Raw genomic sequence first — 14514 nt, 5'->3', positions numbered from 1 at the left:
GGACTCTAACAGGATGTCCGGGGCACATCACGCCCGGCTTTTGAGGCGCCGCGTGGCGCCCACCGGTTCGGTGGACGCCACGATAGCGCTCTATGCCGTTTCGCCGCCAAGCGGCGTCACAGAGCCGCCGGCCGCCTCGATCTTCTCCTTGGCCGACGCGCTGAACTTGTGCGCGCTGACCTGCAGCTTCACGCCGCCGAGCTCCCCGTCGCCGAGGACCTTGACGAGCTCGCCCTTGCGGACGGCGCCAGCCTCGACCAGGTCGGCCACGCCGACCTCGCCGCCCTGCGGGAAGAGTTCCGCGAGGCGCGCCAGGTTCACCACCTGGAACTCGATGCGGTTGCGGTTGCGGAAGCCCTTGAGCTTCGGCAGGCGCATGTGGAGGGGCATCTGCCCACCCTCGAACGCCGCCGAGATGTTCTTGCGGGCCTTGGAGCCCTTGGTACCACGACCAGCGGTCTTGCCCTTGGAGCCCTCACCGCGACCCACGCGGGTCTTCTCGGTCTTGGCGCCCGGGGCGGGCCGCAGGTGGTGCAGCTTGATCGTCATCGGATTACTCCACCTCTTCCACGGTGACCAGGTGCGTCACGGTGTGGATCATGCCGCGGATCTCCGGGCGGTCCTCCTTGACGACCACATCGCGAATCCGCTTCAGCCCGAGGGAACGCAGCGTGTCCCGCTGGTTCTGCTTCGAGCCGATCTCGGACCGGATCTGGGTGACCTTCAGACGAGCCATGGCTAAGCACCCACCCCGGCACGAGCGGCCAGCATCGCGGCCGGCGCGACATCCTCGACCGGCAGGCCGCGGCGCGCAGCCACCGCCTCCGGCGACTCGAGCTTCTTCAGCGCCGCCACCGTCGCGTGGACGATGTTGATCGCGTTGGAGGAGCCGAGGCTCTTGGAGAGCACGTCGTGGATGCCCGCGCACTCCAGGACCGCGCGGACCGGACCGCCGGCGATGACGCCCGTACCGGCGGAGGCCGGCTTGAGCAGCACCACGCCGGCCGCGTCCTCGCCGATCACCGGGTGCGGGATCGAGGCCGCGAGCCGCGGAACCTTGAAGAAGTGCTTCTTGGCCTCCTCGACGCCCTTGGCGATCGCCGCGGGCACCTCCTTGGCCTTCCCGTAGCCGACGCCGACGGTGCCGTCGCCGTCACCGACGATGACCAGGGCGGTGAAGCTGAAGCGACGACCACCCTTCACGACCTTGGCGACGCGGTTGATCGAAACGACCCGCTCGAGGTGCGGGGTCTTCTCGGCGGGCGCGTTGCCGCGGCCGCCACCCTCGCGACGGTTCTCGCGACGGCCGCCACCACCTTCTTGGGTGTTACCGGACCCGCCGCCCCTGCGCTGAGGACCAGGCATGAACGTTTCTCCTTCTCAGAACTCGAGTCCGGCTTCGCGGGCGGCGTCCGCCAGGGCCGCGATGCGGCCGGCGTACCTGTTGCCACCACGATCGAAGACGACCTTGCCCACACCCGCGGCCTTGGCCCGATCGGCGAGGAGGGCGCCCACCTTGCGGGCCTGCGCCTTCTTGTCGCCATCGGTACCACGGATGGTCGCGTCGAGCGTCGAGGCCGAGGCCAGCGTGTGGCCCTTGAGGTCGTCGACGATCTGCGCGCTGATGTTGCGCAGCGAGCGGGTGACCACCAGGCGGGGACGCTCGGCGGTGCCACCGACGTGCTTGCGAATACGGAAGTGCCGGCGAGCACGCCCCGTGCGGCGCGCGGCGGCAACGCCGCCGGAGTTGCGGCGCTTGAGCAGCGTGGCGCTCATTTCTTACCAGCCTTTCCGGCCTTGCGGCGGATGACCTCGCCCTGGTACCGCACGCCCTTGCCCTTGTACGGCTCCGGCGGGCGAATCTTGCGGATGTTGGCGGCGACCTCGCCGACCTGCTGCTTGTCGATGCCGGCGATGTGGAACACCGTCGGCTTCTCGACCGTGAAGGTGATGCCGGGCGGCGGCGTCACCACAACAGGGTGAGAGAACCCGAGTGCGAACTCGAGGTCGCTGCCCTTGGCCGCGACGCGGTAACCGGTGCCTGCGATCTCCAGGCTCTTGCGGTAGCCCTCCGTCACCCCGAGCACCATGTTGGCGATCAGCGTGCGCGACAGGCCGTGCAGCTCCTTGGCCTTCCGCTCGTCGTTCGGGCGGACGACGTTGTACGTGCCGTCCTCAGCCCGCTCCAGCGAGATCGGCTCGGCAAGGGTGTGAGAAAGCTCACCCTTGGGGCCCTTAACGGTGATAACCGGGCCGTCGATCTTGATTTCGACGCCCGCGGGCACCGTGATCGGCTTACGTCCGATTCGAGACATGTGATGCCTTCCCTTACCAGACGTAGGCGAGGACTTCCCCGCCCACCCCTCGCTTGCGGGCCTGCTTGTCGGTCAGCAGACCCTGGGACGTCGAGATGATGGCCACACCGAGACCACCAAGCACGCGCGGCATGTCCACCGACTTCGCGTAAACGCGGAGGCCGGGCTTCGACACGCGGCGGATGCCGGCGAGGCTGCGCTCGCGGTTCTGGCCGTACTTGAGGTCGACGATGAGGGTCTTGCCGACCTTGCCGTCCTCCGGCTCCTGAACCTGCCACGTGGACACGTAGCCCTCGGACTTGAGCACCTCGGCGATGTTCGCCTTGATCTTCGAATATGGCATCGACACCCGGTCGTGGTACGCCTGGTTGGCGTTGCGCAGACGGGTCAGCATGTCTGCGATCGGGTCGGTCATGGTCATGGGTTTGTCAGCCTTTCTCGCCGCGGTTCCGCACCGATCCGGTGGGCCTACGGCGAAGGAGGATTACCAGGAAGCCTTGGAAACGCCGGGCAGTTCGCCACGGTGCGCCATCTCGCGGATGCACACACGGCACAGACCGAACTTGCGGTAGACGGCCTTGGGCCGGCCGCAGCGCTGGCAGCGGGTGTACGCGCGGACCGCGAACTTGGGCTTCGCGGCGGCCTTGAGGACGAGAGCCTTCTTCGCCATTGGTCAGTTCTCCCTAGTTCTCACGGAAGGGGAAGCCGAGCAGCTTGAGCAGCGCACGACCTTCCTCGTCCGTGCGGGCGGTGGTGACCACGGTGATGTCCATCCCTCGCGGCCGGTCGATGCGGTCCTGGTCGATCTCGTGGAACACCGACTGCTCGGTGAGACCGAACGTGTAGTTGCCGTTGCCGTCGAGCTTGCGCCCGTCGAGGCCGCGGAAGTCGCGGATACGCGGCAGCGCGATGGACAGCAACCGGTCCAGGAACTCCCACATGCGGTCGTTGCGCAGCGTGACCTTGGCACCGATCGGCATGCCCTCGCGCAGCTTGAACTGTGCGATCGACTTGGTCGCCCGGCGGACCTGCGGCTTCTGACCGGTGATCGTGGCCAGGTCGCGGACCGCGCCGTCGATGAGCTTCGAGTCACGGGCCGCCTCGCCGACGCCCATGTTGACGACGACCTTCACCACACCCGGGATCTGCATGACGTTGGCGTACTTGAACCGCTCCTGCATCGCACCGGCGATCTCATCACGGTAGCGCTGCTTGAGGCGCGGGTTCACCTTCTGGACGGTCGTCATCACAGTTCCTTACCGCTGCGGCGGGACACGCGGGCCTTCACGCCGTTCTCGTCCTCGCGGGAACCGACCCGAGTGGCCTGGCCGTCCGAGTCGATCACCATCACGTTGGAGATGTGGATCGGGGCTTCCTGCGTCACGATGCCGCCGGTCTTCGAGCCCCGCTGGGTGGTGCGAATGCGGGTGTGCTTCTTGACCCGGTTGACGCCCTCGACGATGACCTTGTCCTCGCGCGGGAGGGCGGTCAGCACCTTGCCGCGCTGCCCCTTGTCCTTGCCGGCGATGACGAGGACGGTGTCGCCCTTCTTCACCTTCATGGCTACAACACCTCCGGCGCGAGCGAGATGATCTTCATGAAACGCTTGTCCCGGAGCTCACGCCCGACCGGGCCGAAGATGCGGGTACCGCGAGGGTCACCGCCGTCCTTGATGATCACGGCGGCGTTCTCGTCGAAGCGGATGTACGACCCGTCCGGCCGGCGCCGCTCCTTGTTGGTCCGGACGACGACGGCCTTGACCACGTCGCCCTTCTTCACGCCGGCGCCCGGGATGGCGTCCTTCACCGTGGCCACGATGATGTCACCGATGCCTGCATAGCGGCGGCCGGAGCCACCGAGCACACGGATGCACAAGATCTCCCGGGCACCCGTGTTGTCGGCGACGCGCAGCCGCGACTCCTGCTGAATCACGCTTGTCTCCTAATGTCTGCCAGTTCTCGGCGCCGGATCGCACGGATCGTCGGCGACCCGGCGCCGAGCTTGGCGGAACGACGGCCTTACTTGGCCTTTTCGAGGATCTCCACGACCCGCCAGCGCTTGGTCGCCGACAGGGGACGGGTCTCCATAAGCAGCACCCGGTCGCCGATGCCACACGCGTTCTGCTCGTCGTGCGCCTTCAGCTTGTTGGTGCGGCGCATGACCTTGCCGTACAGCGGGTGCTTGACCTGGTCCTCGACCGCCACGACGACGGTCTTGTTCATCTTGTCGCTGACCACGAGGCCCTCGCGGACCTTGCGGCGGCCGCGCACCTCGGTGCCCGACTCGGTCGTCTGCTCGCTCATGCTCATGCCACCTCAGCCACAGCGTCGGGCGCAGCCGAAAGACCCAGCTCGCGCTCGCGCATGATCGTGTAGATCCGGGCGATGTCCCTGCGGACGATCTGCAGGCGCCCGTGGTTGTCCAGCTGCCCGGTGGCCGACTGGACGCGGAGGTTGAACAGCTCCGCCTTGGCTTCCCGCAGCTTCTCGACCAGGCTCTCGTCGGACAGCTCACGCAGCTCGGTCGCCTTGATACCGGCGGCCATCACACATCAGCCCCTTCGCGCGTGACGATCCGGCACTTCAGCGGAAGCTTGTGGATCGCACGACGCATAGCTTCCCGGGCGATCTGCTCGTTCGGGAACGACATCTCGAAGAGGATCCGGCCCGGCTTAACGTTGGCCACCCACCACTCCGGCGAGCCCTTGCCGGAACCCATCCGGGTCTCGGCCGGCTTCTTGGTGATGGAGCGGTCCGGGAAGATCGTGATCCAGACCTTGCCACCACGGCGGATGTGCCGGGTCATCGCAATACGCGCCGCCTCGATCTGGCGGTTCGTGATGTACGCGGGCTCGAGGGCCTGGATACCGAACTCGCCGAAGACCACGCGCGTGCCACCCTTGGCCGGACCGTGCCGGTCCGGGTGGTGCGGCTTGCGGAAGCCCTTCGGGGGCTTACGAGGGATCAGCATTCGTCAGCCCTCCTGCTGCTTCTCTGCCGGAGCGGCGGCCGCCTCGGCGGCGGGTGCGCTGTCGCCGGAGGCCTCGGCGGCCTGCGCGGCGGCCGCGGCCCGACCGGCCTCGGTGCCACCGGCGGTCGTGCCGGAGGAGCCGGAACGCCCGCGACGCGGCCGCTCGGGCCGGTCGGCGCGCTCACGACGGCCACGCGGGGCAGCGGCCTCGGCCGGCGCCTCGCGACCCGGAACGGCGTCGCCCTTGTAGATCCACACCTTCACACCGATGCGGCCGAAGGTGGTACGCGCCTCGAAGAAGCCGTACTCGATGTTCGCGCGCAGCGAGTGCAGCGGAACGCGACCCTCACGGTAGAACTCGGTCCGGCTCATCTCGGCGCCGCCGAGGCGGCCCGAGACCTGCACCCGGATGCCGCGCACCAGCGTGTTCTTCATCGCCGACTGCATGGCCTTGCGCATCGCCCGGCGGAAGCTGACCCGGCTGGACAGCTGCTCGGCCACGCCCTGCGCGACGAGCTGCGCGTCCGACTCGGGGCTCTTCACCTCGAGGATGTTGAGCTGCACCTGCTTGCCGGTGAGCTTCTCCAGCTCCGCGCGGATGCGGTCCGCCTCGGCGCCCTTGCGGCCGATCACGATGCCCGGCCGGGCCGTGTGGATGTCCACGCGGACCCGGTCGCGGGTGCGCTCGATGTCGACCTTGGCGATGCCGGCGCGCTCCAGGCCCTTGGCCATCATCCGACGGATCTTGACGTCCTCGGCGATGTAGTCCTTGTAGAGCTTGTCGGCGTACCAGCGGGACTTCCAGTCGGTGCTGATGCCGAGCCGGAACCCGTGCGGGTGAACCTTCTGACCCATTACTCGGTCCCTTCCTCGGCGTCAGCCTGCGCGGCCGGCGCCTGCTTGGCCGCCGGAGCCTTCTTGGCCGGGGCCTTCTTCGCCGCGGTCTTCTTCGCTGGCGTCGAGGACTCCTCGTCCGGCTCCGGCGTCACGGCCTTGGCGGCCTTGGCCGCCTTCGCCACGCCGGCCTTCGCCGCGCGAGCCTGTGCGGCCGGGACGCTCTCGACCACGATCGTGATGTGGCTGGTCCGCTTGCGGATCCGGTACGCGCGGCCCTGCGCCCGCGGCCGGAACCGCTTCAGCGTCGGGCCCTCGTCGACGTAGGCCTCGGCGACCAGGAGCGAATCGGGGTCGAGACGCTCGTTGTTCTCTGCGTTGGCGATGGCGCTCGCGAGCACCTTGTACACCGGCTCGCTCGCCGACTGCGGCGCGAACTGCAGCACCGTGAGCGCCTCGCGCGCGGGCAGCCCGCGGACGAGGTTCACCACACGGCGCGCCTTCATCGGCGACACGCGCACGTGCCGCGCGATCGCCCGCGCACCGGGCAGCGCCGCCTCGCTCTTCGTTGGCATCGGGAAATCCTCTTGATTCCTATCGGCTGCCTTAGCGGCGGCGGCTCTTCCGGTCGTCCTTCTCGTGACCCTTGAACGTGCGGGTCAGCGCGAACTCGCCGAGCTTGTGCCCGACCATCGCCTCGGTCACGAAAACGGGCACGTGCTTGCGTCCGTCGTGGACGGCGATCGTGTGGCCGAGCATCTCGGGCACGATCGTCGACCGGCGCGACCAGGTCTTGATGACGTTCTTGGAGTTCTTGGCGTTCTGGACTTCCACCTTCTTGATCAGGTGGTCGTCAACGAACGGGCCCTTCTTCAGGCTGCGAGGCATTGCTCAGGCTCCTTAGCCGCGCTTCCGGGTGGCGTAACGCCGGCGGACGATGAGGCGGTCGCTCGGCTGGCCCTTGCGCCGCGTGCGGCCCTCCGGCTTGCCCTTCGGGTTGACCGGGTGGCGACCACCCGAGGTCTTACCCTCACCACCACCGTGCGGGTGGTCGATCGGGTTCATCGCGACACCGCGGACGGTCGGGCGCTTGCCCTTCCACCGCATGCGGCCGGCCTTGCCCCAGTTGATGTTCGACTGGTCGGCGTTGCCGATCTCACCAACGGTGGCACGGCAGTTCACTTCGACGCGCCGGATCTCACCGGAGGGCATGCGCAGCGTGGCGTACTGCTCCTCGCGGCCCAGCAGCTGGATACCGACGCCGGCCGAGCGGGCCAGCTTGGCACCGCCGCCCGGGCGCAGCTCCACCGCGTGGACGGTGGTGCCGACCGGGATGTTGCGCAGCGGCAGGTTGTTGCCCGGCTTGATGTCCGCGCCGGCGCCCGCCTCGACCCGGTCGCCCTGCTTGAGGTCCTTCGGCGCGATGATGTAGCGCTTCTCGCCGTCGGCGTAGTGCAGCAGGGCGATGCGCGCGGTGCGGTTGGGGTCGTACTCGATGTGCGCGACCTTGGCGGGGATCCCGTCCTTGTCCGCACGCCGGAAGTCGATCAACCGATACTGGCGCTTGTGACCGCCGCCCTGGTGACGCGCGGTGATCCGCCCGTGGACGTTGCGGCCGCCCTTGTTCGGCAGCGGGACGACCAGCGACTTCTCCGGCGTGGACCGGGTGATCTCCGCGAAGTCCGCGACGCTCGAACCACGACGACCAGGCGTCGTCGGCTTGTACTTACGAATAGCCATCGTCTATACCCCTCAGCTGACCGGTCCGCCGAAGGCTTCGATCCGGTCACCCTCGGCGAGCTTCACCATCGCCCGCTTCGTGTCCTTGCGCTTGCCCCAACCCGTGCGGGTCCGCTTGCGCTTGCCTTCGCGGTTGATGGTGTTGACCGACAGGACGCGGACGTTGAAGATCTGCTGGATCGCGATCTTGATCTCGGTCTTGTTGGCGTCCGGGTGCACCAGGAACGTGTACCAGTTGCGGTTGAGCTCGCTGTAGCTCTTCTCCGAGACCACCGGCTGGATGATCACGTCACGCGGATCGGCGATCGTCGCCATGGCTCAGCCCTCCTCGTTGCTGTCGGCGTCGGCGGCGCTCGCGCCGAGCTCGGCCGGCACCCCGAGGAACTCGCCCAGCGCCGCGGCGGTGAAGACCACCTGGTCGGACACGAGCACGTCGTGGGTGTTGAGCTGGTCGGCGACCAGCAGGTGCACCGACTGCTCGTTGCGCAGGCTCAGCCAGTTGGCCTCGTCGTCACGCGCGAGGACCACCAGGACCCGGCGCGCCTCGGTGATGCCGCGCAGCACCTTCAGCGCTTCCTTGGTCTTCGGCGTGTCACCCGCGATGAACGTCTCGACGACGTGGATGCGACCGTCGCGGGCGCGGTCCGACAGCGCACCACGCAGGGCGGCCGCCTTCATCTTCTTGTTCACCCGCTGGCTGTAGTCCCGCGGCACGGGGCCGTGGACGACGCCACCGCCGGTGAACTGCGGCGCGCGGATCGAGCCCTGGCGGGCACGACCGGTGCCCTTCTGCTTGTAGGGCTTCTTGCCGCCGCCGGCGACCTCGCCGCGCGACTTGGCCTTGTGCGTGCCCTGGCGGGCCGCGTTGAGCTGGGCCACGACCACCTGGTGCAACAGCGGGATGCTGGCCTGGGCGTTGAAGATGTCGTCCGGGAGCTCGACGGTGCCGTTGGTCGCGCCATCGACCGTGCGAACGTCAACGGTGGTCATTTGGTGATCCCACCCTTCTGCGCCTTCGCCTCGGTCTTGGCCGCGCTACGCACCAGGACGAGGCTGCCCTTCGGGCCCGGGATCGCGCCCTTGACCAGGATCAGGCCGTCCTCGGCCGCGACCTTCTGGATCGTGAGGTTCTGCACGGTGAAGCGCACGCCACCCATGCGACCGGCCATCCGGACGCCCTTGAAGACGCGACCGGGGGTCGCGCAGGCGCCGATCGAGCCGGGCGAGCGGTGCTTGCGCTCGACACCGTGGCTGGCCCGGAGGCCGTGGAAGCCGTGCCGCTTCATGACACCGGCGTAGCCCTTGCCCTTGCTGCGGCCGGTCACGTCGATGCGCTGGCCGACGGCGAAGGCGTCGGCCGTGATCTCCTGGCCGAGCGAATACTCGCCCGCGTCGCTGGTGCGCAGCTCGACGATGTGCCGGCGCGGCGCGACGTCCGCCTTGGCGAAGTGGCCGGCGCGCGGCTTGTTGACCTTGCGCGGGTCGATCTGGCCCCACGCCAGCTGGATCGCCGAGTATCCGTCGTTGTCCGGCGTGCGCACCTGGGTCACGACGCACGGGCCGGCCTGCACCACGGTCACGGGGACAACCTTGCCGTTGTCCCAGACCTGGGTCATGCCGAGCTTCTCACCCAGGATGCCCTTGACTTGCCTGTCCATAAGTCCGAGTCCCTACAGCTTGATCTCGATGTCGACGCCGGCCGGCAGGTCGAGCCGCATGAGCGAGTCGACCGTCTTCGGGGTGGGGTCGATGATGTCGATCAGTCGCTTGTGCGTGCGCATCTCGAAGTGCTCGCGCGAGTCCTTGTACTTGTGCGGCGAGCGGATCACGCAGTAGCGGTTGATCTCAGTGGGCAGCGGCACCGGCCCAGCGACCTGAGCCCCGGTGCGCGTGACCGTCTCGACGATCTTCCGCGCCGAGGAGTCGACGACCTCGTGGTCGTAGGCCTTGAGCCGGATGCGGATCTTCTGTCCCGCCATGGTGGCTTAGTTCCTTCTCTCGTGCAGGGCCTCGCAGCCCTGCGAACCCCGAGGGGTCCGGTGCCGCCTAATGGTGTGTGTCCGACCCCCGCGGTCGGGCGTGTCGCGGCCAAGGGTCAGGCTCCGCCGCAGCACACTTCCCGCTGTGGATACCTACCCCAGGGCGCGCCACGCCCAAATCGTGGGGAAGGGCGCCAGTCACAGGACTGACGCCGCGCAGAAGCGGTCGAGACTCCTCATTGAGCAGTCTCGACCGCCCCGCGACGCAACCCGTCCATTATGCCGCATGTGCTGCGGCAAAGTGAAATCGGGGTACCTCAGGTGGTGCGTTACTTGAGGATCTTGGTAACGCGGCCGGCGCCGACGGTGCGGCCACCCTCGCGAATCGCGAAGCGGAGGTTCTCCTCCATCGCGATGGGCTGGATGAGCTGCACGGTCATGCTGGTGTTGTCGCCCGGCATGACCATCTCGGTGCCCTCGGGCAGCGTGACGACGCCGGTGACGTCCGTGGTGCGGAAGTAGAACTGCGGACGGTAGTTCTGGAAGAACGGGGTGTGCCGACCACCCTCCTCCTTGGAGAGGATGTAGACGGTCGCCTCGAACTCGGTGTGCGGGGTGTTGCTGCCCGGCTTCACCACGACCATGCCGCGCTCGACGTCCTCGCGCTTGATACCACGCAGGAGCAGACCGACGTTCTCGCCGGCGCGCGCCTCGTCGAGGATCTTGCGGAACATCTCGATCGCCGTGCAGGTGGTCTTCATCGACTTGGCCTTGATGCCAACGATCTCGACCTCCTCGTTCGGCTTGAGGATGCCACGCTCGACGCGGCCGGTGACGACCGTGCCACGACCGGTGATGGTGAAGACGTCCTCGACGGGCATGAGGAACGGCTTCTCGGTCTCACGCTCGGGCTGCGGGATCGCGGTGTCGACCGCGGTCATCAGCTCCATGAGCGCGTCGGACCACTTCGCGTCACCCTCGAGTGCCTTGAGCGCCGAGACGCGCACCACCGGAGCGTCGTCGCCCGGGAACTCCTGGCTCGACAGCAGCTCGCGAACCTCGAGCTCGACGAGCTCAAGCAGCTCCTCGTCATCGACCATGTCGCTCTTGTTGAGCGCCACGACGATGTACGGCACACCGACCTGGCGGGCCAGCAGCACGTGCTCACGGGTCTGCGGCATCGGGCCGTCGGTCGCCGCCACCACCAGGATCGCGCCATCCATCTGCGCGGCACCGGTGATCATGTTCTTGATGTAGTCGGCGTGACCCGGGCAGTCCACGTGGGCGTAGTGCCGGTTCTCGGTCTGGTACTCGACGTGCGCGATCGAGATCGTGATGCCGCGGGCCTTCTCCTCCGGCGCCTTGTCGATCTCGTCGAACGGCGTGTACGGGTTCACGTCCGGGTACCGGTCGTGCAGCACCTTGGTAATGGCCGCCGTCAGCGTCGTCTTACCGTGGTCGATGTGACCGATGGTGCCGATGTTGACGTGCGGCTTAGTCCGCTCGAACTTCGCCTTCGCCACTGGTGTCCTCCTGTGGACTTCTTGGTTCGCGGTGCGCCGACGCTGGAAGCGCCGACGCACCCTGTCGACTTGGGTCTGGCGGCTGAAGCCTTCAGGCCCGCTGACACAGCCTCACGGCCAACTACCGGGAACTACTCCCCGGTCGCCTTCGCGATGATCTCCTTCGCCACGTTCGCGGGAACCTCGGCGTAAGAGTCGAACTGCATCGAGTAGCTCGCCCGGCCCTGGGTCTTCGACCGCAGGTCGCCGACGTAGCCGAACATTTCCGACAACGGCACCGTTGCGCGGACGACGCGGGCACCGCCGCGCTCCTCCATCGCCTGGATGGTGCCACGCCGGGAGTTGAGGTCGCCGATGACGTCACCCATGTTCTCCTCCGGGGTGGTCACCTCGACGGCCATCAACGGCTCGAGGAGCGCCGGGTTGGCCTTGCGGGCCGCGTCCTTCAGCACCATCGAACCAGCGATCTTGAAGGCCATTTCCGAGGAGTCGACCTCGTGGTACTGACCGTCCAGCAGCGTCACCTTGACGCCGACCAGCGGGAAGCCAGCAAGAACGCCGTACTGCATGGCGTCCTGGACACCGGCGTCGACCGAGGGGATGAACTCCTTCGGGATGCGACCACCGGTGACCGCGTTGACGAACTCGTAGGTCGGGCCATCGGCGCTCTGCTCAAGCGGCTCGAGCTTGATGATCACCCGTGCGTACTGACCGGAGCCACCCGTCTGCTTCTTGTGGGTGTACTCCACCTTCTCCGCGGCGGACCGCACCGTCTCGCGGTAGGCCACCTGCGGCTTGCCGATGTTGGCCTCGACGTTGAACTCGCGCCGCATGCGGTCGACGAGGATGTCGAGGTGTAGCTCGCCCATGCCGGCGATGACCGTCTGCCCGGTCTCCTCGTCGTTCTTGACGCGGAAGGTCGGGTCCTCCTCGGCCAAGCGCTGGATGGCGGTGCCCAGCTTCTCCTGGTCGGCCTTCGTCTTGGGCTCGATCGCCACCTCGATGACCGGCTCCGGGAAGGTCATCGACTCAAGGATGACCGGGTTGGCCGGGTCGCACAGCGTGTCGCCGGTGGTCGTCTGCTTGAGACCCTGCACGGCGATGATGTCGCCGGCGGCGGCGCTGCTGCGCTCCTCACGCTTGTTCGCGTGCATCTGGTAGATCTTGCCGATCCGCTCCTTGCGGTCCTTGGTGGAGTTGACCACCTGGGAGCCGGATTCGAGCGAACCGGAGTAGATGCGCACGTAGGTGAGTTTGCCGAGGTGCTTGTCGGTCTGGATCTTGAACGCCAGGCCGGAGAACGGCTCGCCGACCGACGGCTTGCGCAGCAGCGGCGTCTCGCCGTCCGTCGCGATGCCCTCGATCGCCGGGATGTCCAGCGGGGAGGGCAGGAAGTCGACGACGGCGTCGAGCATGGGCTGGACGCCCTTGTTCTTGAACGCCGAGCCGCACACGACCGGGTTGATCTTGCCGGCGATGGTCGCCCGGCGGATCGCGTCCTTGAGATCCTCGACGCTGATCTCGTCGCCGTCGAGGTAGCGGACCATGATGTCGTCATCGGCCTCGGACAGCGTCTCGAGGAGCTTCTCCCGCCACTCGTTGGCCTGGTCGACCAGGTCGGCGGGCACCTCCTCGACCGCGTAGTCGTCACCCTTCTGGGTCTCGCCACGCCAGGTCAGCGCGCGCATGCCCAGCAGGTCGACGACGCCGACGTGGTCGCCCTCGAGCCCGATCGGGATCTGCAACACCAGCGGGGTGGCGTTGAGCCGGTCGATCATCATCTGGACGCAGCGGAAGAAGTCTGCACCCGTGCGGTCCAGCTTGTTGACAAAGCACATGCGCGGGACGTTGTACTTGTCCGCCTGCCGCCAGACGTTCTCGGTCTGCGGCTCCACACCAGCGACACCGTCGTAGACCGCCACCGCGCCGTCGAGGACGCGCAGCGACCGCTCGACCTCGACCGTGAAGTCGACGTGGCCGGGCGTGTCGATGATCTGGATCGTGTGGCCCTTCCACTCGCACTTGGTGGCGGCGGAGGTGATGGTGATGCCGCGCTCCTGCTCCTGCTCCATCCAGTCCATGACCGCCGCGCCCTCGTGGACCTCGCCGATCTTGTACGTGATGCCGGTGTAGAAGAGGATGCGCTCGGTCGTCGTCGTCTTACCGGCGTCGATGTGCGCCATGATGCCGATGTTGCGGACCTTGGCGAGGGCGGCGTCTGCGGCAGCCACTACAAATCCCTACTTCGTCTCTCGTCGGAGTCTGATCGCTGGGGAAGCGTCCGCTTTACCAGCGGTAGTGCGCGAAGGCCTTGTTGGACTCCGCCATCTTGTGGGTGTCTTCACGACGCTTGACCGAAGCACCGAGACCGTTGCTGGCGTCGAGCAGCTCGTTCATGAGCCGCTCGACAATGGTCTTCTCGCGGCGGGCGCGGGAGTAGGTGACGAGCCAGCGCAGGCCCAGCGTCGTCGCCCGCGGAGGGCGCACCTCGACCGGCACCTGATAGGTCGCGCCACCGACGCGGCGGCTGCGGACCTCGAGGGTCGGCTTGACGTTGTCCATGGCGCGCTTGAGCGTCACCACGGGGTCGGTGCCGGTCTTCTCGCGGGCGCCCTCAAGAGCGCTGTAGACGATGCGCTCGGCGAGCTGGCGCTTGCCCTCGACCAGGATCTTGTTGATCAACTGGGTCACGAGCAAGGAGTTGTAGACCGGGTCCGCCACGAGCGGCCGGCGCGGCGCGGGGCCTTTACGCGGCATGTCAGCTCTTCTCCTTCTTCGCGCCGTAACGGCTGCGAGCCTGCTTGCGGTTGCGGACACCCTGGGTGTCCAGCGAGCCGCGGATGATCTTGTAGCGGACGCCAGGAAGGTCCTTCACACGGCCGCCACGGACCAGCACCATCGAGTGCTCCTGAAGGTTGTGACCGACACCGGGGATGTAGGCCGTCACCTCGATACCGTTGCTCAGCCGCACACGGGCCACCTTGCGCAGCGCCGAGTTGGGCTTCTTCGGCGTGGTGGTGTACACACGCGTGCAGACGCCCCGCCGCTGCGGGCTTCCCTTGAGCGCCGGCGTCTTGGTCTTGCTCAGCTTCGCCTGGCGGCCCTTGCGGACCAGCTGCTGGATCGTAGGCACTGGGCCTGCCTCTCCCTTCG

24 protein-coding genes and 1 pseudogene are annotated in these 14514 nt (G+C 67.6%); all 25 read right to left on the bottom strand.

Annotation, left to right across the window (positions count from 1 at the left end):
* Positions 1-90 precede the first annotated feature (90 nt).
* The 25 genes and pseudogenes from rplO to rpsL all read right to left on the bottom strand — a co-directional run bounded on the left by rplO (position 91) and on the right by rpsL (position 14494).
* Entirely contained in the window at positions 91-549 is a 459-nt protein-coding gene (gene rplO, locus AB0367_RS02425; RefSeq protein ID WP_366224353.1) for a 50S ribosomal protein L15, read from the bottom strand.
* Between the two features lie 4 nt (positions 550-553).
* Positions 554-736, bottom strand: coding sequence for a 50S ribosomal protein L30 (rpmD, locus tag AB0367_RS02420; protein WP_190249371.1), 183 nt, complete (start codon positions 734-736; stop codon positions 554-556).
* A 2-nt stretch (positions 737-738) separates the two neighbouring features.
* Positions 739-1365 carry a 30S ribosomal protein S5 gene (gene rpsE, locus AB0367_RS02415; RefSeq protein WP_350543414.1) on the bottom strand — a complete coding sequence of 209 codons (627 nt, stop codon included), beginning with the start codon at positions 1363-1365 and terminating at the stop codon, positions 739-741.
* Between the two features lie 15 nt (positions 1366-1380).
* Entirely contained in the window at positions 1381-1776 is a 396-nt protein-coding gene (gene rplR, locus AB0367_RS02410; RefSeq protein WP_366224352.1) for a 50S ribosomal protein L18, read from the bottom strand.
* Entirely contained in the window at positions 1773-2315 is a 543-nt protein-coding gene (rplF, locus tag AB0367_RS02405) for a 50S ribosomal protein L6 (RefSeq protein WP_366224351.1), read from the bottom strand. The genes rplR and rplF overlap by 4 nt, the downstream gene beginning before the upstream one ends.
* A 13-nt stretch (positions 2316-2328) precedes the next feature.
* Positions 2329-2736 (bottom strand): 30S ribosomal protein S8, encoded by a 408-nt coding sequence (gene rpsH / locus AB0367_RS02400; RefSeq protein ID WP_366224350.1) that lies wholly within the window; start codon positions 2734-2736, stop codon positions 2329-2331.
* A 63-nt stretch (positions 2737-2799) separates the two neighbouring features.
* Positions 2800-2985, bottom strand: a complete 186-nt coding sequence (locus AB0367_RS02395) for a type Z 30S ribosomal protein S14 (protein WP_190249376.1) — start codon at positions 2983-2985, stop codon at positions 2800-2802.
* Positions 2986-2998: 13 nt separating this feature from the next.
* Entirely contained in the window at positions 2999-3562 is a 564-nt protein-coding gene (gene rplE / locus AB0367_RS02390; RefSeq protein WP_366224349.1) for a 50S ribosomal protein L5, read from the bottom strand.
* Positions 3562-3876 carry a 50S ribosomal protein L24 gene (gene rplX, locus AB0367_RS02385; RefSeq protein ID WP_366224348.1) on the bottom strand — a complete coding sequence of 105 codons (315 nt, stop codon included), beginning with the start codon at positions 3874-3876 and terminating at the stop codon, positions 3562-3564. The genes rplE and rplX overlap by 1 nt, the downstream gene beginning before the upstream one ends.
* A gap of 2 nt (positions 3877-3878) precedes the next feature.
* A complete protein-coding gene (gene rplN / locus AB0367_RS02380; RefSeq protein ID WP_350543401.1) occupies positions 3879-4247 on the bottom strand; it encodes a 50S ribosomal protein L14 in 369 nt (122 codons plus the stop codon).
* A gap of 86 nt (positions 4248-4333) precedes the next feature.
* A complete protein-coding gene (gene rpsQ, locus AB0367_RS02375) occupies positions 4334-4618 on the bottom strand; it encodes a 30S ribosomal protein S17 (RefSeq protein WP_366224347.1) in 285 nt (94 codons plus the stop codon).
* Between the two features lie 2 nt (positions 4619-4620).
* Complete coding sequence (rpmC, locus tag AB0367_RS02370; protein WP_366224346.1) at positions 4621-4860, bottom strand: 50S ribosomal protein L29; 240 nt, start codon at positions 4858-4860, stop codon at positions 4621-4623.
* A complete protein-coding gene (gene rplP / locus AB0367_RS02365) occupies positions 4860-5285 on the bottom strand; it encodes a 50S ribosomal protein L16 (RefSeq protein ID WP_350543396.1) in 426 nt (141 codons plus the stop codon). Before rplP ends, rpmC begins: the two co-directional genes overlap by 1 nt.
* 3 nt (positions 5286-5288) lie before the next feature.
* Positions 5289-6140, bottom strand: coding sequence for a 30S ribosomal protein S3 (rpsC, locus tag AB0367_RS02360; protein WP_366224345.1), 852 nt, complete (start codon positions 6138-6140; stop codon positions 5289-5291).
* Between the two features lie 188 nt (positions 6141-6328).
* Positions 6329-6694 (bottom strand): annotated as a pseudogene (rplV, locus tag AB0367_RS02355) (50S ribosomal protein L22); the annotation flags it as partial.
* A 31-nt stretch (positions 6695-6725) separates the two neighbouring features.
* On the bottom strand, positions 6726-7007 hold the full coding sequence (gene rpsS, locus AB0367_RS02350) for a 30S ribosomal protein S19 (protein ID WP_190249384.1): 282 nt from the start codon (positions 7005-7007) through the stop codon (positions 6726-6728).
* A 12-nt stretch (positions 7008-7019) separates the two neighbouring features.
* Positions 7020-7859 carry a 50S ribosomal protein L2 gene (gene rplB, locus AB0367_RS02345; RefSeq protein WP_366224344.1) on the bottom strand — a complete coding sequence of 280 codons (840 nt, stop codon included), beginning with the start codon at positions 7857-7859 and terminating at the stop codon, positions 7020-7022.
* Between the two features lie 12 nt (positions 7860-7871).
* Positions 7872-8174 (bottom strand): 50S ribosomal protein L23, encoded by a 303-nt coding sequence (gene rplW, locus AB0367_RS02340; RefSeq protein WP_033357665.1) that lies wholly within the window; start codon positions 8172-8174, stop codon positions 7872-7874.
* A gap of 3 nt (positions 8175-8177) precedes the next feature.
* Positions 8178-8849: a 50S ribosomal protein L4 gene (rplD, locus tag AB0367_RS02335; protein ID WP_366224343.1), complete on the bottom strand. Its 672-nt coding sequence runs from the start codon at positions 8847-8849 to the stop codon at positions 8178-8180.
* Positions 8846-9517: a 50S ribosomal protein L3 gene (gene rplC, locus AB0367_RS02330; protein WP_366224342.1), complete on the bottom strand. Its 672-nt coding sequence runs from the start codon at positions 9515-9517 to the stop codon at positions 8846-8848. Before rplC ends, rplD begins: the two co-directional genes overlap by 4 nt.
* 12 nt (positions 9518-9529) lie before the next feature.
* Positions 9530-9838: a 30S ribosomal protein S10 gene (rpsJ, locus tag AB0367_RS02325; RefSeq protein ID WP_018347762.1), complete on the bottom strand. Its 309-nt coding sequence runs from the start codon at positions 9836-9838 to the stop codon at positions 9530-9532.
* Positions 9839-10167: 329 nt separating this feature from the next.
* Entirely contained in the window at positions 10168-11361 is a 1194-nt protein-coding gene (tuf, locus tag AB0367_RS02320; RefSeq protein ID WP_366224341.1) for an elongation factor Tu, read from the bottom strand.
* Positions 11362-11492: 131 nt separating this feature from the next.
* Positions 11493-13592 carry an elongation factor G gene (fusA, locus tag AB0367_RS02315; protein WP_366224340.1) on the bottom strand — a complete coding sequence of 700 codons (2100 nt, stop codon included), beginning with the start codon at positions 13590-13592 and terminating at the stop codon, positions 11493-11495.
* A 55-nt stretch (positions 13593-13647) separates the two neighbouring features.
* Positions 13648-14118 (bottom strand): 30S ribosomal protein S7, encoded by a 471-nt coding sequence (gene rpsG, locus AB0367_RS02310; protein WP_366224339.1) that lies wholly within the window; start codon positions 14116-14118, stop codon positions 13648-13650.
* 1 nt (position 14119) lies between these two features.
* A complete protein-coding gene (gene rpsL, locus AB0367_RS02305) occupies positions 14120-14494 on the bottom strand; it encodes a 30S ribosomal protein S12 (RefSeq protein ID WP_366224338.1) in 375 nt (124 codons plus the stop codon).
* Positions 14495-14514 lie beyond the last annotated feature (20 nt).

This window comes from Dactylosporangium sp. NPDC051484 (assembly GCF_040689395.1).
In the GTDB taxonomy this organism is placed as follows: domain Bacteria; phylum Actinomycetota; class Actinomycetes; order Mycobacteriales; family Micromonosporaceae; genus Dactylosporangium.
This window is presented reverse-complemented; position numbering and strand designations above follow the sequence as displayed.